A 21,880-nucleotide genomic window follows, 5' to 3' on the forward strand; every position below is an offset into this window, starting at 1 on the left:
TCCTTTTTTGAGGATTTACTAATTTTTTGTATGTTCACTACCGATAAAAAAAGTATTGAACAATTACGTACCCCAAGGTGCGACAGAATCAAAGGAGGACAATGATTTGAAACGATTGCTATCCATGTTGCTGACGGTTGGTCTCATCATTGGCTTGGTGCCGGCGGCCCTGGTAGGTACGGCTCATGCTGCAACGGGAACTTATTTTATTTTTCCGAATGAGAAATATGATGCTGATTCGGCCAGAGTAGTAAACACGGACCGTGTTACAGTGAACGGTACGATAAATGGAGTGAACGGAAGCACGATATCTTATAGTGTATTCCAACTCTCCAAAAATGGAACGGACCTTAACGTAGTTAATAAGAATGAGAGTCAAAAAGGCGGAATTACAGTCAGTGGCTCGACGCTGAATGTTACAGACATTAAGCTGTTTCCCGGCTTGAACCGAATTACATTCCAAAGCAGCCAAAACTCGGCGGACATGAAGGACTCTATTTATATTGAGTATCAAGATGGACCGAAGCTGTATGATTTGACTGCTACGCTGAATGGTGTAACCGAGCAGTTGATAGAAAATCAAACAGCTGTACTGACTGACGCGCGTAATAGCGGATCGGATGACGTTAAAGTAGTCATTCAAGGTACGGCGCCTAATGCTGACAGTGTAACGCTCACTTCTACAAAAAGCAGTAATTCGTATAACATTACTTCATTTACCGGCTATAAACTGACAGGTAGTGTCGTACTCAGTCCAGGTAAGAATATAGTTACTATTAAAGTAGGCAACGGAACACAGGCCCTTACAGTTACGCGCGAAATTACGATTTATACGGGCAAACCTGAATTTTCCGATTTGAGTCTGAACAAGGATGGAAATGTTTCTGCCGATTTGGCCACTTCGCCTGACTTCACCGTTTCATCTACGAGTGGAATTGTATTAAAGGGTAAAGTGCTCGCTCCATCCGGTGCTTCTTATCCAACAGTCAGTAAAATTAATGCCAGATTTACGGATGTAAGCAATAATGGCAGTGCAATTGGTGATACCAATGGAATTGATGCAACGATTGATACTGCAAACGTTGTTACATCTAATGGCTATAAAGTTTATCCATTCCAGGTGACCGTACCTGATGGTATCGTCACGGACCACTTAATTCGAACAGCCCTGAGTGTTGGTTTTGCGGATGGCACAAATTCAAGTGCATCGGCTGTCCAATTTACATTGCGCAGCAGTACTCAGCCTTACATTGATGATGTGAATTATCTGTCTGGTTTTAATAATCAATTGTTAAACAGAATTAAGGGTAGCGGGTCTGATCAAGCAGCTGCCCTGGATGAAGCTATGAAATTGACCGGAAGCTCTATGAAGAACAAGACTACGGATGCTCCTTCAGTGCCTATAGGTATGGAGTTTATCGTTGTTAACGGCGCTCCTTCTTCGATTGCTGAACTTTCCGGTGTATCCGTTCATCCGGTGGGTTCGCCTCAAGATGTGATCCGGACAATCAATGGCAAGGCAACACAAGTGAAAAAAATCGTTGCTTATGTAGATACTCTGCCTAAAGAAGGGCAAAACGTACTGAATTTCTACCTGAATGGCGACACAGGCAAATTGGTTAATGCAACAGTAAACCTATTGCAGGGTCCTTTTATGAAATACGATACTATCTATGACGGGCAACAAATTCCGTTGAATACTTCAAGTGCAAACCTGAATTCCTATAAACTGACTCAATTGGGTTACTTCAAAGGTAAATTGCTTGATGTAAGCAACACAGCAGATATTCATTACACTGGCGCTAACCGCAATGTATTCTTATATGTCAACAATGTGCTGGTTGATCTGGATGGCTCAGGTGTGAACTTTAAGCTGGCGTCTTCCTCGGAAGCAGCTGCAGCCAATGCGCTGGCGAACGGGAATAATGAAATCAAGTTTGTGTATAAGCCAGGTATTGAGTACACCAATACAGTAAAAGTAAACTTTACACAGACGAATATCCCGGTCATTCCGGTGCCTAATACACAAGGAATTATCCCTTTTACACCAGTTACCGGCTTGAGCAGTACGCCAAAATATAGCGAGATTGCACCGAAAGCAAAAGATGCTAATTTCACTAAGGTAGATGACACGAACTACAAAACATCTCTGAAAAACATCAATGTATTTGGTACTTTCAGTATAGCTGATTTGGGTAAAGCAGATCAGGTAAATGGTTCATTAAGTGACATTGCGAATAAAGATCAATATATTCTGGAGATTAAGGGCTCGGACGGCACTGAGATGAACTGGACGCTGAATAATGAGTTTTTCTCATCAGAAGATGCCAAGACAGCGTACAACTCCGGCGCTACTACTGATAAATTTACAAGCAAAGATTTAAAGGACCTGCTTGTGTACTATCATCCGGATAAAAAGTATTTCAGCTTTGTGTTGAAAAACCAAACCGTTCCGCAAGATGGAACACCGGTAGCTTATAATATTACCTTGTACAACAGTGGCAAGAACGGACCATTTGCTACTTTCCGACTGCAAGTATCCGGTCAATCCACAGCTTTTGATATTTTACGTCCGCTCCCTGAAAAGAGAATCGTGAATCAAAACTTTGTACAAGTTATTGTGAATGCACCTAATGCGGATAGTGTTACAGTGGGTAAGGAAACAGCAGTTCAAGAGGGATTTGACTCTGATTATGACGGCACTGTTGATTACCCTTCAGCTTATAAAGCCATCTTTACGGGTCTAAAAGCCAATAAAGATACTAAGATTGACGTGGTGGTCACAAAAGGTAAGGAAAAAACGAAGCAGACTATCACTGTTAAATATGTGCCTACGAATATCCCTGGCGAGCAGTACATGGAAGCCATGAAAACATCACACAAAGTGTTTGATGGCAATCTGACACTTTCCTTTGCAAAAGGAACCAGTCTGATCCGCCGGGATTACGATCAGCCTCAACAGTTCAAAAATCAGGTGTTCTCTGGCCATACCTTGTATTTTGCAATAGCAAATAGCGAAGATGGTGTAGTGGACCGTCATGAATTTGAAACTGAAAAAGCATTGTCGGATATGAAGAGCCTGATTGCTGATGGAAGTAAATACTTTAACAGAGAATTCCCAACTCGCTTTAACATGTCGAGTCCGGTATTCTGGATTGACCCAGGTGTAGCAGATGATATTAAAACAGATAAGTATGATCCGGTAACTTATGGTGCGGATCCTTACCAATTGGCTAATAAGTCGCAAAATGACGACAGTAAGATCAAAAATTTCTACTGGCGTGATCCAGCTAACGAATTGGTGCCTTCCAAGCGCGGTACATTAACGCTGACGTATGATAATAGTATCGCTCAGGATGCAGGGAAACAAATGACGGTGTTCTACTTTGATTCTGATATTAAAGATTGGCAGAACATCGGTGGTGTGGTAGATCCGAAGAAACATACCATTAAAGTACCGTTTGACCGTTTCGGTTATTATGTCGTCGCTAAGGTTGGAGAAACGTATAGTGATGTCATTAAGCACAAGTACGCCAGAGACTACATTGAGGCTATTCTGGCTAAAGGTGTCATGAATCCGATGGATCCGATTAATAGCTTTGGACCTGACAGCTATATCAAGAGAGGCGAATTCACGGCCATGATTGTTAAAGGCCTGCAAATTCCTCTTAATTTCAGCGGAGCCAAGCATTTTGACGACGTGACCATTCCAAATACGATATCAGCAGATGCTCTTTATGATTATCGTTATATTGAAACGGCTGCACGGGCCGGCATTATAAAAGGCTCGCAACCGAGAATCTTTATGCCGGAAGATGTAATCACCCGTCAAGATGCAGCGGTCATTATCGCCAAGGCATTGGATTTGAAGCTGGAAACAGACCATGACAAGATCATGAAGAGTCTGTCCAAAACCTTCAAAGATGCAGACAAGATTGATTATTACGCACAAGCATCTGTGCTGGCTATTGCCAACAAGGGCTTCATCACAGGTTCGCCTGTTGATGCAAGTGATCCGAAGAAAGGGAATATGTTTAACCCTACATCACTGACCTTGCGTGGCGATGCAGCCATTATTATTGGTAAAGTTATGGCGGATAAAAAGCTGCTTCCTAAAATCTAATCCTTAAAAAAGCTGAATTTATTAAACATCCCTCCATGCGAAAATGGGAATTCCCTTTCATATACATGCGAGGGATGTTTTTATAAATCAGCTATTTGACTGGGATTAAGGGCCTATGCCATAATAGCAATGAGCAGATAACCAATGGTAATGTTTACTGTAATTTTCGTTATGAATTACTACAAATGCATTTAATTTAACATCTTTTTTTTAACTATTTATCTCAAAATGCGTTTATTATCTGCTTATATATTTTTTTACACATTTATCTGAAACTTTACGTCTATTTCTTCGTAGTAGAGGATTAGTGTGCTTAAATATTACATAGAGAAATGAGTGGGGAGTGATGAGATGTCTCAGTTTTCGATACGCCGTCCTGTAACAGTATTTATGTTAATTGTTGCTTTGCTAATTGGGGGCGGTATTTTTGCGTTAAGGCTTCCTGTCGAATTTATGCCGGATATGAAGCTGCCATACGCTGCAGTGGTGACCAGTATTCCAAATGCAACGCCTACTGAGGTTGAGGAATTGGTGACCAAACCTCTTGAAAAGAGTCTGGCTTCGATTGAGAACGTGGACAAGATTATGTCCGAATCCTCAGAAGGATCATCTATGGTCATGATTCAATTTAACTGGGGAGTAGATATGAACCAAGCAACCCTGGACATGCGGGATAAAGTTGATGGGGTTCGAGGGTCTCTTCCAAAGGCAGCAAATGCACCGCGCGTACTTAAAGTCGATCTTAACGCAACGCCAGTTGTTACTCTCGCTTTTACAGGGGATCAGGATATTAACGAGCTGAAGTCTATTGCTAAAGATATTATTCAGCCACGTCTTGAAAGAATTTCTGGAGTAGCCTCGGCCAACATGTCAGGTGGGCAAGACCGGCTCGTAAAAATTACGGTAGATCAAGCTAAACTCCAAAGCTATGGCATCACGCTGGACCAAATCAGCCAAGCGCTAGCAGCTAATAATGTAGCTGGCTCTGCTGGTTCTGTATATCGTGGTAATACAGAAATCCAACTTCGGGTTCAGGGAGAATATAAAGCTGTTTCAGAAATGGGTGAAACACCAATCCCTGTAGGGAAGGGAAATCTGAAGTTAAAAGATATTGCTACAATTGAAGACTCCTCGGAGGAAGCCACGACCATTTCTACATTTAATGGAAAGCCTAGTATTAATATCTCTGTTAATAAAGCTACAGGGGGAAACACCTTAGAAATCGCCAATTCCGTGAAGGACAGTTTGGCTTCAATTCAGAAGGAACTGCCTTCTGGAACTCAACTGGTATTAGTCTCGGATACTTCCAAGCCTATTAGAGAATCAGTAAATTCATTAGTAGAACACGCTATCTTAGGACTTGTTATAGCTGCAATCGTGTTGTTACTATTCCTGAATAGTGCGCGTTCTACCATTATTGCCTCTATCGTGATTCCAATCTCTTTTGTAGCGACGTTTATGATGATGTATTTCAGCGGACAAACCATCAACGTCATCTCATTAAGTGGTTTGCTGCTGGGGCTAGGTTCCTTTGTCGATTTTGCCGTCGTTATTCTCGAGAATATTTTTAGGCAACGACATGAAGGCAAGAGTATGCTACAGGGTGCTATTGATGGCTCCAAACAAGTGGGCAATGCGGTAATGGCATCTGCTCTTGCTCAGATCGTAGTGTTTTTGCCAGTTGTATTTGTAGATGGAATTGCTGGTGTCCTCTTTAAGCCGCTGGCTTTAACTGTAATTTTCTCTCATATTGCCGCTTTGGTAGTATCGCTTTTGATTGTACCTATGCTGAGTTCTCGCTGGTTGCCTACTGTACCAGATGAGTCAATATATTTTTCGGGCACTTATAAAGGAATTAACCCGATTATCTGGTTTAACATTGGTTTTGAGAAACTTAGAGGCGGATACCGTCATTTGCTCAAATGGGGCATTAACCATCGGAAATCTGTGCTGGTCATTACTTTATTAATGTTTATTGCAGCAGGTTTCTTGATCCCTATGGTTAAGGCCGAATTTTTTCCGGAAACGGATACAGGTGAGTTTTCACTTTCGGTGAAAATGCCTAACGGTACAGCTTTGGAAGAAACGAATAAGGTTGTTCAAGGGATAGAAAAAGAAATTATGAAAATCCCAGAACTCGATAAAATGACGGTGACTGTTGGCGCCGGGGGCAATTCGGGTTACTCAGGTGCGACTCCAACTAACTCGGCGGAGCTATCCGTCACATTGAAGGATGGACATACTCAGCCAACAGATGATGTAGTGGCTGAACTGCGGAAGAAGTTCGATAACATTCCTGATGCTGAAATTAGAATTCAATCTGCAACTGGCCTTTCAAGCGGGTCTGCTGTTCAGATTAACCTGAAAGGTGACGATATTGACGTACTAAGAGAACTCTCAGACAATATTGTGACCGAAGTGAAAGGCATACCAGGGGTAGTCAATGTAAAAAGCAGCTTGAGTGCAGTGCGTGAAGAATACGAGATCAACGTTAACCGGGAACTTGCCAGCCGATATGGTTTGTCGGCAACTCAAATTTTGTCGAATGTGAACACTTCCTTTAATGGGTCTGTCGCTACAACTTATCGCACAGGTGAAGATCAGATAGATGTTAGAATATCCTTGCCGGAGCAGGACCGTCATGACTTGTCCTACCTGCAATCTTTGCGTATTACAACCGCACAAGGTATTGACGTACCTTTGTCGTCGGTGGCAAGCATAGATAAGCGTGCCGTTCCTGACACCGTTAGTCGTCAAGATCAGTCTCGTCAAGTGCAGATTACTGCTGATATAGACGGAACAGGCGACATCCTTACAGTTAACCAAAAAATAGACGCTCTTTTGAAAAACACTCATTTCCCTGAAGGCTACAGTGTAGATACCGGGGGCGGACAAAATGAGCAAATGATGGAGTCCTTTACCAATCTGGCCATAGCTATCCTACTATCTGTAGTGCTGATTTATATGGTTATGGCAGGGCAATTTGAATCGTTGCTTACACCTTTTGTTATTATGTTCTCGGTTCCGCCTACATTAATAGGTGTGCTTATTGGTTTGGCTGTAACAGGAGCTAGCCTAAGTGTATCAGCTCTGACTGGTTATATTATGCTCGTTGGCCTGGTCGTAAATAATGCCATCGTCATGATTGATTTAATTATTCAGCTCCGAAAAGAAGGTCAAGATCGGGATGAGGCCATTATTCATGGTGCATCTGAACGGTTGCGCCCAATTTTGATGACTACGCTTGCTACTGTGCTTGCTTTGATTCCAATGGCATTCGCTACAGGAGAGGGTTCCGATACACAAGCGCCAATGGCTGTTGTTGTCGTGTTCGGGTTATCCTTTGCAGCTCTGATTACACTGATTCTTATTCCGGTTGTCTACGTTATCATGGATAACAGAATAGAAAAGCGTAAAGAACGGAAGTTGAAAAGACAAGCGAAGAGAGAGCTTAAAAAACAAACAAAGCTGCAACAAAAGAATGTTCACATTTAATAATGGGGTGAAGAGAAATAATGAATAAAAAAAGTGCTCTAATAGCCACGACATTGCTTCTTTCAGTCGCGTTGGCAGGCTGCGGTGGGGGGAAGGCCCCCACTGCTTCCCCTGCTGTCGAAAAAGCAATTCCAATTCAGGTAGTGAAAGTAGCTAAGGGCAGTATAGCCGATTCAACAGGAATTGTAGGCAGCTTTGCGCCCAAAGATACGACTCAGGTTTCTCCGAAAATAAGCGGGAAAATAGAGAAGATTAATTTGACAGTGGGGCAAAAGGTAAACAAAGGGGATATTTTGTTTACGATTGATCAAAAAGACCTTCAGGATACAATTACACAAAATCAAGAATCTTATCAGGTAGCACTGGCTAATTTAAAACAGGCGGAGTCTGGAGCAGCACAATCGGTGCAGCAGGCTGAGACCAGTGTAGACCAAGCTAAAAGTGCACTTGTTCAGCAGGATAACTCTATTACACAAGCTCAGAATGGGCTGGTAGATGCTCAAAATTCTGTACGCGATGCTCAAAGCACGCTAACTCGGAATCAGCAACTCTTTAGTGCTGGTGCTGTTTCACAATCTGAATTAGAACAGTCTCAAATAGCGTATAGAAAAGCTCAAACTGCGCTGGAAAATGCTCAAATTGCACTTCATAATGCCCAAACTTCCAAGGAGAGCGCTCAAACAACATACAGCAATGCTCAAAAATCATTACGTCTTGCACAGCAGAAAACAGGTATTGATGTGGCGCGTGCTTCGGTGAATCAGTCCAAGGCTGCTTTGGATACGGCGCGTAGTCAGCTTGTCAACGCTGTAGTCAGAGCCCCTATGTCAGGCACTATTTCTGTAGTGGCAGGTACAACAGGGCAAATGGTCAGCCCTCAGTCAGCTGTTGTTACCATCGCAAATACCAATCCGATTCTTGCCAAGATCAATGTTTCTGAGGAGGATTTGATTAAGCTAAATGTAGGATCCATGGTAACTGTAGGGGTTGACTCGTTAGGCAAGCGAATTGAGGCTAAAGTGACAGCGGTCAATCCAGTTATGGATAATGATCTTAAGGCATATCCTGTCGAAGTATCTGTCCCCAATCCATCTGGAGAGTTCAAATCCGGTATGGTTGTGAATGTCTATATGAAAACAGAAGCTGCACACAATATTCTCGTAACGCAGGATGCAATTACAGAGCAGGCGGGGAAAAAGTATGCATATGTGATTGAGGGATCCACGGCCAAGCGGGTAGAGGTACAGACAGGCCAGGAGAGTGCCAAACAAGTTGAAGTTACCAAAGGTCTTACCGAAGGGCAGACTATTGCTGTCAAAGGAATAAGTCTGCTTACAGATGGTGCGAAGGTTAATATAGTGAAGTAATTTGTTTTTTGTTATGTATCCGAAAAATTCCGTTACTCCGTCATTTCCTACTACTTAAAGTGTGTAAGAGTCAAGGGTATCTTTGGCCTTTATATACTTTGCATATTCTATGGGAACTTCTCGATGAATATACTCCATTAGAAGAGCTTTAAAGCATGTGGATAATCCTTGTACATTCAAAGTGGAGAAGGTAAAAGTTGTAGGGTGACGGAGAAACAGGTTTATTAGTATAATTATGACTGTCGAAGGCGGAATACATAATCAAAAAAAATAAATTTTTTTTTTGAAACGGACGCAACTTTTCTGACCCATGCTACGTCTAATTGGGTGAGTATGAAACAAAGGGGTACAAATCGTAAAGACAAAATTCGCTAAAAAATATCTTTACGGTATTGTTATCACATTGTATAATACTGGAGTACGTCATAAATGGACGCTTTCTTTCAACTAGATTCCAAGCTTCTGTGATATTGTCACAGATATCATTTTATAAGGGTTCTCATAAAGCTCGGAAAGGAGGTGTAACGACTGATGAGTGACAAGATCCGACAAAAAGACAAAAATAATATTTCTGTTTATATTCAAGGAGGAGAAAAAAAGGTTATGACAAAGTTTAACAAAAAAATGATCAACGTGCTGGCAACAGCAACATTGGTTGCTGGTGTTGCAGCTCCAATCGCGGCTTTGACTGCTCCAACTGCAATCCACGCTGCTTCTAGCTACCAAGCTCTGAGCACTCCTAGCATTAGTTCTAGTGCACAATCTAACGCTACATTGGGTAGAGCAAGAGTTAGCATTAGCCAAGCTTCCATCGCTGCTGGCGCATCCTTCACAGTAACTTTGCCAAAAGGTTTTGAATTTGCTGGCGCTGGTAACGGTGTTAGTCGCGTAACTACTGCTACTGACGATACTTATGGTTTGGGCGTATACTTGGATCCACAAGATAACTCGCTCGATACTAAATCTACTGGATATAACGAAGCTAATGCAGTAGAAGTTACTAAGCTGACTAACAACTCTGCAAAAGTAACTGTGAATTTCAGCAACTCCAAAGATACTGCTGACATTTACCTGAACTTTGGTAAAATCAACGTTACTGGACCTAGCAACGGACCTGTAAAAGTATCTATTGATGCTGCTTCCGCAAGTGGTTTGACTAGCGGTGAAGTTACAATCGCGAATGTAGTATCTTCCGGTCAAGTATCCTTGTCCGCAGCTGATACTGTTTCCAGCCAAGACAACTTTTCTGCAACTTTGAAAGTTAAAGAAGAAACTGCTGGTTCATTGGCTAACAACAACAACATTAAATTCAAATTGCCAAGTGGTTTCAAATGGGATACTACTGGTGATGCAACCGTCCTTTATGGTGATATCGCTTCTGGCGACGTAGTTGCTAGACCTGATGGCGACACTTTGACTTTGTCCCTGAAAAAACAAAGCACTAAACAAACATCTTTCCAATTGCCTGTAAAGTTCCACGTTGATGATGAAACTAGCGCTAAACAAGGCGATGTTACAGCTAACATTTCCGGTAGCACAACAACTGACGTTAGCTCCCTCGTACTTGGTAGCTATGGTCAAATCGGTGGTGGCGTTTCCGTTGCTACTCCAACTACAATCCTTGCTGGCCATGACGAACAAAAAATTGGCGACGTTGTAATTAAAGAAACTGTTGCTAAATCTTTTGTTAATGGACGTACTGTAACTTTGCGTCTGCCTGAAGGTGCTCGTTGGCAGTCAACTTTTAAAAGCAACAACCCAGGAAGCGACTTCGTAGGTTCTATGGAGAACACTAATGGATTGGGTGGAGCAGATGTTTCTTACACTGACTCTGACAAACGTACTTTGAAACTGACTTTCAAAAATGTTAACAGCACAACTGACGCTGGTACTTTGAAACTGAAAAACGTTGAAGTTGCTACACAACCTGGCTTCTCTGGCGACCTGAACGTTGAAGTTGGTGGTAGCCAAGGTCTGAACGGTACTGTTAAGGTTGCAACTGTGAAACAAGCAGTTACTATGGCTGTTGCTTCCAAACCAAGCCTGACAATCGGTCTGGGCGACCAACAAATTGGCGACATCACAATCACTGAAGCTGCTAAAGAAGCTTTCGTTAAGAAAGACGGTAGCCGCGAAGTAATCTTGGAATTGCCAACAGGCGTACGTTTTGCTTCTACTCCAGAAGTAAAAGTTACAGCTGGTGACGTTAAAGTGAAGAGCGTATCTACTGATACTTATGGCGATAGCAACAAAGGCCGTCTGAGCTTCTACATCGACAGCGAAAGTGCTACTCCAAGTACAATCACAATCACGGCTCCTAAGCTGAATGTTGACCGTACTGTAGCTCAAGGCGATATCGTTGCTAAGCTGAAAGGTAGCGCAGTTTCTTACACTGCATACAAAGGCGCAACTGATAACACTCAAAACTGGAAAGACAACAACACTGCAGCTGCTGAAGTAGCAATCGCAACTATTGGAACTCCGGCTCCAGGTGCTACTAGCACTAAAGCTGTCTTCACACTGGGAAGCACTTCTTACACTGTTGATGGTAAAACTAAAACAGCAGAAGTAGCTCCTTACGCTGAAAACGGACGCACTTACTTGCCAGTACGTTATGCAGCTGAAGCTTTGGGTGTATCCCCACAAAACATCCTGTTTGACAAAGCAACTTCCACAGTTACCCTGATCAAAGGTAGCACAGTTGCTCAAATCAAACTGAACACAAACCTGTTGACTGTTAACGGTTCTGTGATTCGTATGGACGTTAAAGCTGTAACTAACAAAAACCGTACTGTACTGCCAATCTCTTGGGTAGGTAGAGCGCTGGATGCATCCATTAACTATGATGCAACTGCAAAAACAGTTACTGTTGAAAACAATAAGTAATTAAGAGTAACTCTTTTGAGTTAACTGAATTAGATGAGAAGAGGGTTCCTTTTGGAGCCCTTTTCTTTTATTAACCCTATTGACAAAGGAGAGAAATTATGAAACGTTTTGGCGTGGCACTACTGTCCACATTGGCCCTTACCTCTGCGTTTGCCAATCTTGCAGGAGCTCAATCAGGTGATATAAAGGTTATTATTAACGGCGTAACTCAGCAATATACACAGTCCCCATTGATTAGTCAAAATACAACCTTGGTGCCTCTTCGCGGCGTTTTTGAAAGCTTGGGAGCGCAAGTGGGGTGGGATAGCAAAGCTAAAAAAGTAACGGCATCCAAAAATGGATATACGTTGACTTTAAATGTTGGCTCTAAACTTGCCTATAAAAACAGCGCGCCTGTGCAACTGGATGTCGCAACTCAAATTCAAAAGGGGCAAGTATTCGTTCCATTACGTTTTGTGAGCCAATCATTAGGTGCCAAAGTAGATTGGAATCAGACTGTACGAACAGTAACGATTTCAAACCAGGCTAATGGAAGCACTGCTGATCAAACCAACAGTTTATCCAGTAAGCCTTTAGCAGCTCCTGTGACTAAAGTTACTTATGATACCTACTATAGTGATTCTTTGACTTACAATGATGCAGTTAAACTGGCTATAGCTGATAGCACTGCAGTTAAAACAGGAGAAGTGAATATCGATCAGGCCGGTAAGATTATGAAGGAAACAGGCAAAGATATTGACTTTGTTCCTGCAGAAGCAGGTGTTGAAGCACAAGATAAGGCCTTTAAGGGTTATGCCCAAACGAACCTTAACTATGAGGCTGCCAAAAAGAACCTGGAAATGACCAAAGAAGGCATTGAATATAATGTGAAGGATCTTTATAACAAGCTTCTTCAAAAGCAAAATGCAGTTAAATTAGCTGCTTTGAATATTGAAGATGCCGAGCGCAAGCTGAAAGTTGTGCAAATTAAACGAGATAATCAAATGTCGAGTGATTATGAGGTTACCCAAGCGACCAATCAGCTAACCCAAAATCAAGCTGCTTTAGACAAGGCTAAAAAAGACTTGGATAGTGCATATGTATCTTTGAATCAAGTGATTGGCTATAAACCAGAACAGCGTTATGAATTAAAAGATAAGCCAGTTTATTCTGAATTTAAAGATGATGTAGAAACTACAGTTAGCCAAGTACTCACAAGTAGTACAGCTATTTGGTTAAAAGAGCAACAAGTGGATTTAGCTGAGTTAAGCTTGAAACTTTATAATTTTAATACTCAAGGGAATACACCGTACGAAGCTGAACAGCTCAATGTGGACAAAGCTCAGTATGCAACAGAGAGTACAAAAAGAACACTTGAAGAAGCTGTCAGAACAATTTATAACAGCATCAAAAGCTTGGAAAGTCAGTATACGCAAATTCAAGCTGGTTTGGTAAGTGCCAGAAGTGCGGCTGATATGGCTAAAAAGCAGTTTGACGTCGGTCTAGCTACTGAGCTTCAGGTTCAGGAAGCTAATTTGAAAGTGACTACTGCTGAGCAACAAGCGGAAGATTTACTCGCAAGTATAGATACCTATAAGTTCGCTTATAAAAAGCCTTGGGTTCTACAAGGTGCTGCTTCCGGTGCAAGTCAATAATATCGAGTATAAAATTTCCAACATAAGCATTAACTTGCTGTAGGAGGATCAGCATGAAATCACGCTACAAAGTATCGTTGGCTGCAGTTTTACTTGGAGGAGGTATTGTTGCAGGCTCCTTAATGAACAACGCAGCAAATGGAGCCTCCAGCTCTGGACAACCAGGTACCGCTGATGATCCAGTCGTAACCAAAAGCTACGTCGACCAAAAGATTGCTCAGGCCATCAAAGGTGAAACACCAGCAAGTAGCACAACTAGTAAAACGACCAATACAGCAACACCCACAACAAGCGCTGCTTCCAACGCTACGAAATCGGGAGCATCTAGTACAGATAAAGCTTCCACAGCGGTAGGACAGACCGAAGAGTTGAAGGTTGTTGATGTAAAGCCTGGGCAAAAGCTGATTGCCAAAGCTGGCTCGGAATTTATTTTACGTAATGGATATGCTGTTGTATATAGTATGGATGCCAGTGGTGCCGTTGATATTACGTCAGGAACGGAAATTATTCATAATCAGGCTGTCGAAAAGAACCATTTATTATCTTTTCCTAGAGAAGGAAGAGGTATTCAGGTAAAAGAAGGGCAGAAGTTTGGATTGGTGGTTATGGTGCGAGGCGGATATACGGTACAGTAAAACTGCTCTTGTTCGTAAATACTGCTTGTGATAACAAATTGTGCTTGGCTAAGCCACCTGTAATCGCTGCACACTAACTTCATGAAAACATTAGATTATCATGGAGGTGTGTATGATGGCTTCAAGAGGTCAAAGACAATTAATTCCCGAAAGCCGTGCCAGATTACAGGATTTGAAGTATGAGATCGCTGCTGAATTTGGACTACCTGTCTATAATCCTCAATATGCACATATACAGCCCAAGGCAGACAGTGAGTTTGCTGCTGAGTTGGGAGAGCTTGCGGGGACTGGGAATGTGGAGTGGCGCGACCTAACTTCAAGACAAAATGGCTCTGTTGGCGGAGAAATAACAAAGCGATTGGTACAATCTGCCGAGCGCAGCTTGTCTGAATTCGGTACATTATAAATTGCAATGATTTCTCACATTCCAGAAAAAATACGAAGCTTATCCATTAGGGGACTTATATGTGAGTCAAAAATGATCCACATGTAAACTTACCTCAACAACGAACCGGTTGTAAGCAATATGAGTTGACACCTGGTTTTAAATAAGATATTATGGCATTGAGGTTTATATACAACCTTTTCCGGTAGGAAAAGGTTCATTTTTTGTTAATCATGTGAAAAAGACACCTTTTTGTCATATGTTGGCTATGAAGGTGCCAGAATAATACTTATCATGTCAGGATTTACTATAAATCCTCATGTAATTTAATTATGGGAGGTTAAAGATCATGTCTGTCAAGGGCCGTCATTTGTTTACATCCGAGTCTGTAACAGAAGGCCATCCGGATAAAATTTGTGATCAGATATCCGATGCGGTATTGGACGCCTTTTTGGCTAATGACCCTAATGCGCGGGTAGCGTGTGAAGTGTCGGTAGCTACCGGTCTCGTTCTCGTCATTGGTGAAATCAGCTCCAAATCAGAATACGTGGATATTCCATCCATTGTTCGCAATACAATTAAGGAAATCGGCTATACACGTGCAAAATATGGTTTTGACTATAATACTTGCGCTGTATTAACTTCTTTAAATGAACAATCCCCGGACATTGCTCAAGGGGTTAATGCTGCCTTGGAGAGCCGTGATCCAGCTGAAGTAGATAAAGAAACCGAAAATATCGGTGCAGGAGATCAGGGCTTGATGTTCGGTTTTGCTACGAATGAAACTCCTGAACTGATGCCTTTGCCAATCGCTATGTCCCATCGTATTGCTCGCCGTTTGTCTGAAGTGCGCAAAGATGGAACACTCAATTACCTTCGTCCAGACGGTAAAACGCAAGTAACGGTAGAGTATGAAAACGGTAAGCCTGTTCGTATCGATACCATTGTAGTTTCTACACAACATGCTGAGGATATTACATTGGAGCAAATTCAAGCAGACATCAAAGAGAAGGTTATTTTACCGGTTGTTCCTGCTGAGCTGCTGGATGAGCAAACCAAATATTATATCAATCCAACGGGACGCTTTGTGATTGGTGGTCCTCAAGGGGATGCGGGTTTGACAGGCCGCAAAATTATCGTCGATACGTACGGTGGTTATGCACGTCATGGCGGGGGAGCATTCTCTGGTAAGGATCCAACCAAAGTGGATCGCTCCGCTGCTTACGCTGCTCGTTATGTAGCCAAAAACCTCGTGGCGGCTGGATTGGCGGACAAGGTTGAAATTCAGCTTGCATATGCCATTGGTGTAGCTACCCCGGTTTCGATTAATGTCGATACATATGGTACGGGTAAAGTAAGCGATGAGAAATTAGTTGAGTTAATCCGGAGCAATTTCGATCTTCGTCCGGCAGGTATCATCCGTATGCTGGATCTGCGTCGTCCAATCTACAAGCAAACGGCTGCCTACGGTCACTTTGGCCGTACAGATCTGGATGTACCTTGGGAGAACGTAGATAAGGCAGAAACACTGAAAGAACAAGCGGGTCTGTAATTCCTCGCAATTTTATTGAAATAAAACCCAAAAGACTGTCTCATTACAATGAGACAGTCTTTTTTTGGTGTGTTTCACAATGAGCATACCTTTACCGTGAATGCACTGGACTACCGTTAGTCCGGATTTGGCTTAAGGTTCAATGCATTTTTGAGCAAATGGCAAGTCTTTTCCAGTTCCTTTTGCTGCTCTAAATACGAAAATAAAGCTTTTAGGAGCCCTTTCTGAGGGCTCGCTTTCAAAGCTTCTTCCTTAAGCAGGGTGGAAATTTGCTGGTATTCCTGCTTCTCCTCCAAACTCCATGAAGACAGCAGTATACTGTCTTCTAAAGAGTGGAAAAGGCTTAGGACCCTGCGCCCCTGATCAAAGGGATTGCTTAGTATAATTCCAGTCAGCCAGCCCTGGTCGCTCCATAAATTAGGGGCTAAATCAGTACTATTCAGACTGGCAACCAGGGATTTGGTTAAGTAGAGGAGGAATTGCGCAAGATGCTCAACAGTTTCATCATTCATTCGGTCCGCAAAGAAACGAATATATTCAAATACAACACTTTTAAGCACAAAAGTAATATCCCATACATAATCTTCAATGTCAGATCCGAAAACATCAATCAGACAGTCGCATACCCATTTGTACAATTTATATTCATGTTGTTCGAAGGTGCTGTTGAGCTGTTCATTTTGGAAAATAAGCATGGATGGCTCAGGAAGATCCATCATCGAATAGACTTTGTTTTTAACCAGATTTCTTAAATAAAGTACAATAAAGTCGTGCAGCTTATCTTCATTCGTAAGATCAGGTTTACTGTAAAGTGCCCTGATGTCTTGTTCAATATTGTTCTCCAGAATGATACACATTTCCAGAGGCAATTCTTCTTTTCCCTGAAAATATTTATAAAAGGATGCCTTCGCCATCCCGCTTTCTTTGGCAATTTCTTCGACAGATGTTGAATAATAGCCTTTTCTGGAGAACAGCCGAATGGCTGCCTGTAGAATATCATTCTTTTTGCTTTCCATACATACTCCCCTTTTAGGGTCCAGTCCGGCACACGCCGCATTACTCCATGCGTTTTATAAAGGCTGATCGGGTGTCATAACCGTGTGTTGTTGTTTTTGGAGCTGACGGCGCAATTTGAACTTGGCCAAAATCATATACAAGGACGGCACGACAAACAAGGTTAACATAGTTGAAAACAACAAACCGAAAATGACGGTAAAGGCCAGTGGTTTGAAGAGAAGGCTTCCCAGCAGGGCTAACGGAATCATTCCTACAATAGCAGCCAGAGAAGTCAATAAAATGGGTCTGAAACGGGCAGCGGTAGCTTGTATCACGGCTTCTTTTAGTTCCATTCCTTCGTGCCGGGCATCTTCAATAAATTCAATTAACACAATTCCGTTCCGTACAACAATGCCTGCAAGAGCAATAATTCCCATGATGCTCATAAAACCGATAGGCATACCAGTCAAGAAAATACCAATGATCCCGCCGGCTGCTGCCAGATATACGGTCGTCATAATGATAATAGGGATGGACAGCGAGTAAAACTGCATAGTGATCAAAAGTAAAATGAGTAGAACTACAACGATCGATAGCTTCCCTAAATCTCCGAATATGGTGGATTGATCGGATGTTTCGCCGCCTACCTCCCATTTATAGCCTTCAGGGAACTTCATTTGTACCAATTTGCTTTTTACATCCACCATCGCTTCGCTTGCAGTACGCCCGTTCAAATCGGCTTCTACCGTAATCGTCCGCTCCATATTGTAATGCTTGATTTGCTGAATTGCAAATGAAGGCTTGATCTGTACAAGCTGGTTTAATGGAATCTGCACACCGGCAGAGTTGACCACACTTAATTGTTGGAAAAGGGTGCTAGGCTCCTCATTGCTATGATTCAAATACAATTTAATATCCACCAGGTCGTTGCCAGTGTCAAATTGGCTAACTTTCGCTCCTTCTTTTAATAAAAGCAAAGTACGAGTCAGATCCGTGTAGCTTACCATGTATTGATCCATAGCCTGCTTGTTGACTTGCAGATCCAGTGCATATCTTTCAATCCCTATATCATCCACGATGCCGGTTGTACCCTTCACTGTGGCAATCTGCTCCTTTACCTTTTGGGCAAGGGCTTGCAACTGATTCAGATTCTGACCGGAAATCCGAATGGAAACAGGTCTGCCTACCGGGGTTCCCAGACGGGGAACATGTGCCGTGATTAAAGCTTCAGGATATGACCTTTTAACATGCTGTTCCCAGGCATCCACTGTCGTGTTGAGATCAAAAATATTTTTTTTGCCGACGACTGCAACTTGTCCCACGGTTTCATCATATCTAATATCTCCACCCGAACTACTAATATCACTAAATAGCTGCGGTGCAGCTCCTCCGGCACTGTAGACGACCTCGGAGGTTTCGGGCTGCTTCCTGATCCAGTCTGCAGTGTCTTTGACAACCTGATCCGTTTCTGTAACGGAGGTGCCTATAGGCATCTTTATATTGAATGCGACATGAGGGTCCTCCGACTCGGGAAAGAGTTCGACTGCAGTAAATGGAACCAATCCATAAGCGGCTGTTCCAAGCATGAGTCCTGCCATTGCAGTCAGCAAGGGACGCTTAATGACTTTGGGCATCAGCTTTTGTGAATACAGCTTATTTAAAGACTGAATCTGCCGGCCCAACAAGCCTGCAGGCTTCATTTTACGTTGAGGTTGACGATTCTGTCTGCGTTTCTCATACCATTCCCGGAAAATGGGGATGATGGTGAGCGACATGATCATGGAAGCAAGCATGGTCAGCGAAACAATGGCTGGAATAGGCTTGATGAATGCACCTACATTTCCTTGCAAAAACAGTAGTGGAGCAAAGGCTGAGATGGTAGCCAGTGATGCAACCAAAATTGAAAGCATCACTTCTTTAGTACCTTTGATAGCTGCATCTTTGGGTGATTCCCCTAGTTCCGTAAGCCTCCGCTCAATATTATCATTTACCACTACAGCGTCATCGACAAGTATGCCAAGTACTATGATCAGACCAACAACCGAAATTTGATTTAGTGTAATACCGAACATAGGCAAAAAGATAATAGCAATGGCAACCGAAATTGGAATCGCCAGTGCGACAAAAGCAGAAGTCAGCATATTCAGGCCCAACATACAAACGAGAATCACAGCTGCAATTGCTAGAATCGTCTCGCGTTGCAAATCGTCGAAGATATGGTCTACCTGATCCTTTTGTGCAAAAAGAGTTTCAAGCCGAATCCCATCGGGAAGGGTTCTTTCCAACTCTTGAAGCTTGGCATTGACCTTTTTGCTCATAGACGGGACGTCTGTGCCCTTTTCTGCTCCAATACTTAGCGTAATGGCAGGTTTTCCTTCTACATAGGCAAAGTATTCCTTTTTGGCGTGTGCCAGCTCGGTCGTGGCAACATCTCGCAAATAGACGGGAGCCCCCTCCTCAGTCCGAGTCAGAATGGCCTGATTTAGCTCCTCGGCTTTTTGGGTTTCCCGGACAATGAGCTGAAAAGTACGTCCGTTGTAGTCAATATCGCCGGTCGGAATCCGATCGATTTGTGACTGGATCGCCTGTGCGACCTGTCCCCACGACAGATGGTACTGTTGAAGCTTTTGATTATCGATTTGGACACGCACTTCCTGATCAGGGAGCCCGTTGAACTTGACATTGGATACACCTGGTATGGTGTTGAGCTGATCTTTCCACGTTGTGATCAAATCATTGAGCTGATATAGCGGTGCAGGGGAGTCAGCTACCAGCGCATAGGAGCCGATAAATGAACTGGTCAGCTTGTCATTCACCACAGGAACTTCAGCACCTTCCGGAAGATCTGCTTGCGCATCTTGTACTTTTTTACGCATATTATCCCAGACTGTTTGTGGATCAACTCCATTTTTGGATTCAATCAAAATAGAGGAGAATCCGTTCCCAGAAGTCGATGTAATCGTTTTGACGCCTTCTACTTCCTTAATGCGCTTCTCCAGCTCTTTGGTTACAGTTTGTTCAACTTTTTGCGGTGAAGCACCAGGATAGATTGTTGTTACCATAGCATTTTGTATGGTGACGTCTGGCATTTCCTGCTGTGGTAATTGGAAAAATCCAAACGCTCCGACGAGAATAAGCATGACAAAAAACAGCAACGTAATTTTTCGCTTTTTAACGATATATTCAATCATGGGCGTCCGCCTTCCTTCGCTTTAATCGGATTTCCATCAAACAAGCTTCCTGCCCCTTTAACGACAATACGTTCGCCTTCACGAAGGCCGGATACGATTTGCAGTTGATTTTCTACCACCTGATCGCCAAGCTCTACGGGGGTTTTAACAGCTTTTCCCTTAATATCTTTGAAAACATAAGGCTTGTTTCCCGTATTAATGACGGCCTCGGCGGGAATAAGAATGCCGTTCTTGTCAGTCACCTGATTAGCAGCTTTAATGACCTGGCCAGGCAACCAGTTTCGCTGTGGATTATTGATGACCACCTCTACATTAACGGTTCCCGTATTGGTACTGGTTGAAGGATAGATGTTGGAAATGGTACCTTGGCGGCTTTCTTCGTAGAGCACCACATTCACTTCCTGCCCTTTTTTCCAATCCCTGATTTCACTGTCTGGCACAGGGAGCAATACTTTGAGACGGTCAATAGCCCCTATGCGATAGATAGCCTGACCTGAAGCGACCAGGTCGCCTGTATTGACGCTCTTGGCTAAAATAACGCCATTTACAGGAGAAAGCAGGCGAGTGCGTGAAAGTGCGAGTTCTGCTTGCCCTTTGGCGACAAGGGCCTTTTCGTAGTTGGCACTGGCTTGTTTTTGGGAAGCCTTTGCCTGTTCGCCGGCAGCAAGAGCTTTGCTTTTACCTGCAAGTGCATCCTGAAAGGAAGCCTGAGCGGATTGATGATCTTCAGCTGTGGCTCCTTCCAGCAAAAGGGACAAGGATTCCTTGGCTTGCTCCAGATCTTTCAGGGCTGAGGTAGCGTTCAGGCGGGCATTTTCGTTATCTGCCGCGGTAGCCGCTCCTGCCTCAAACAGCTTTTGTATACGCTCGCTATCTGCCTTGGCCTTGTTATAAGCGCTTTGCGCCTTATCTACAGTAGCTTGTGCTTGCTGCTTCTCCTGAGCACGTGCCCCTTTATTGACCTTGTTGACATTCGCGCGAGCCCCTAAAATGCCGGCATCGGCAGATTGAATCGCAGAGGCTGCGGTTTGCAGATTAGCCTGTGCGTTCTCGATCCCGGCCTGTGCTTCCAGGATGGAGGCTGTCGCCTGCGCCAACTGAAGCTTGTAGTCTGCGTCATCCAAACGAGCCATAACACTGCCCTTCTGTACAGCAGTCCCGACAGGCAGGGAAGCACTGGCTACGGTGCCCCCATTTTGAAAAGCCAGTGTGTATTCCTCATAAGCCTGAAGAGTGCCTGACAAATTATAGGCAGTATGGAGCGGAGCGGATTGGACAACTGCAGTACGCACAACGGTTGGCTGTGCAGCTGAGCCTAGAGTGGCGTCTTTTCCCGGGCTTGAACATCCAGCGACCGCTATGCTCAGGGATAAAGTGAGTACGATGAGTGCCCGTTGTTTATTCATGATTTCAAACCTCCACGATAGGTCACATAATATCGGACCTGAACTGATTAGTATAATTTGAACTTGATGGTTCATATGTATTATATTGCGCCCTTATTATGTTCGTCAATTCGTTATTTTTCGATGTATGAATTAGTTGACGGGATTTTCGTAACTTTTGCCTTTTAAATAAGTCTATTAATATAGGAAGACTTTCTTTGTGTATTTAGA

The 21,880-nt window shown here is 43.1% G+C and carries 11 protein-coding genes; 8 read left to right on the forward strand and 3 right to left on the reverse strand.

The genetic code is table 11. The annotated features are described in order from the left end of the window. The first annotated feature begins 106 nt into the window (after positions 1-106). The 8 genes from JO375_RS08195 (at position 107) to metK (ending at position 16,077) form a co-directional block, all read left to right on the forward strand. Positions 107-4,123, forward strand: a complete 4,017-nt coding sequence (locus JO375_RS08195) for an S-layer homology domain-containing protein (protein WP_229523994.1) — start codon at positions 107-109, stop codon at positions 4,121-4,123. A 351-nt stretch (positions 4,124-4,474) separates the two neighbouring features. Next, positions 4,475-7,618: an efflux RND transporter permease subunit gene (locus tag JO375_RS08200; protein ID WP_229523995.1), complete on the forward strand. Its 3,144-nt coding sequence runs from the start codon at positions 4,475-4,477 to the stop codon at positions 7,616-7,618. Positions 7,619-7,638: 20 nt separating this feature from the next. Next, the gene (locus JO375_RS08205) at positions 7,639-8,985 is read left to right on the forward strand and encodes an efflux RND transporter periplasmic adaptor subunit (protein WP_229523996.1); all 1,347 of its coding nucleotides are present in this window, start codon (positions 7,639-7,641) and stop codon (positions 8,983-8,985) included. Positions 8,986-9,516: 531 nt separating this feature from the next. Next, positions 9,517-11,871, forward strand: a complete 2,355-nt coding sequence (locus tag JO375_RS08210; RefSeq protein ID WP_229523997.1) for a copper amine oxidase N-terminal domain-containing protein — start codon at positions 9,517-9,519, stop codon at positions 11,869-11,871. Positions 11,872-11,969: 98 nt separating this feature from the next. Then, on the forward strand, positions 11,970-13,505 hold the full coding sequence (locus tag JO375_RS08215; RefSeq protein WP_229523998.1) for a stalk domain-containing protein: 1,536 nt from the start codon (positions 11,970-11,972) through the stop codon (positions 13,503-13,505). 53 nt (positions 13,506-13,558) lie between these two features. Then, positions 13,559-14,140, forward strand: coding sequence for a hypothetical protein (locus tag JO375_RS08220; protein WP_229523999.1), 582 nt, complete (start codon positions 13,559-13,561; stop codon positions 14,138-14,140). A gap of 115 nt (positions 14,141-14,255) precedes the next feature. After that, on the forward strand, positions 14,256-14,546 hold the full coding sequence (locus JO375_RS08225) for an alpha/beta-type small acid-soluble spore protein (protein WP_229524077.1): 291 nt from the start codon (positions 14,256-14,258) through the stop codon (positions 14,544-14,546). 328 nt (positions 14,547-14,874) lie between these two features. Further along, positions 14,875-16,077, forward strand: coding sequence for a methionine adenosyltransferase (metK, locus tag JO375_RS08230; protein ID WP_229524000.1), 1,203 nt, complete (start codon positions 14,875-14,877; stop codon positions 16,075-16,077). A 116-nt stretch (positions 16,078-16,193) separates the two neighbouring features. On the opposite strand, the gene JO375_RS08235 is transcribed toward metK, so the two are convergent. From JO375_RS08235 to JO375_RS08245, 3 genes are read right to left on the reverse strand one after another with little or no spacing between them, the layout of a single operon-like run. After that, on the reverse strand, positions 16,194-17,093 hold the full coding sequence (locus tag JO375_RS08235; RefSeq protein ID WP_229524001.1) for a TetR/AcrR family transcriptional regulator: 900 nt from the start codon (positions 17,091-17,093) through the stop codon (positions 16,194-16,196). Positions 17,094-17,147: 54 nt separating this feature from the next. Beyond that, complete coding sequence (locus tag JO375_RS08240; RefSeq protein ID WP_229524002.1) at positions 17,148-20,264, reverse strand: efflux RND transporter permease subunit; 3,117 nt, start codon at positions 20,262-20,264, stop codon at positions 17,148-17,150. After that, positions 20,261-21,670 (reverse strand): efflux RND transporter periplasmic adaptor subunit, encoded by a 1,410-nt coding sequence (locus JO375_RS08245; protein ID WP_229524003.1) that lies wholly within the window; start codon positions 21,668-21,670, stop codon positions 20,261-20,263. Before JO375_RS08245 ends, JO375_RS08240 begins: the two co-directional genes overlap by 4 nt. Positions 21,671-21,880 lie beyond the last annotated feature (210 nt).

Source organism: Paenibacillus farraposensis (genome assembly GCF_020736845.1).
Lineage (GTDB): Bacteria > Bacillota > Bacilli > Paenibacillales > Paenibacillaceae > Paenibacillus > Paenibacillus farraposensis.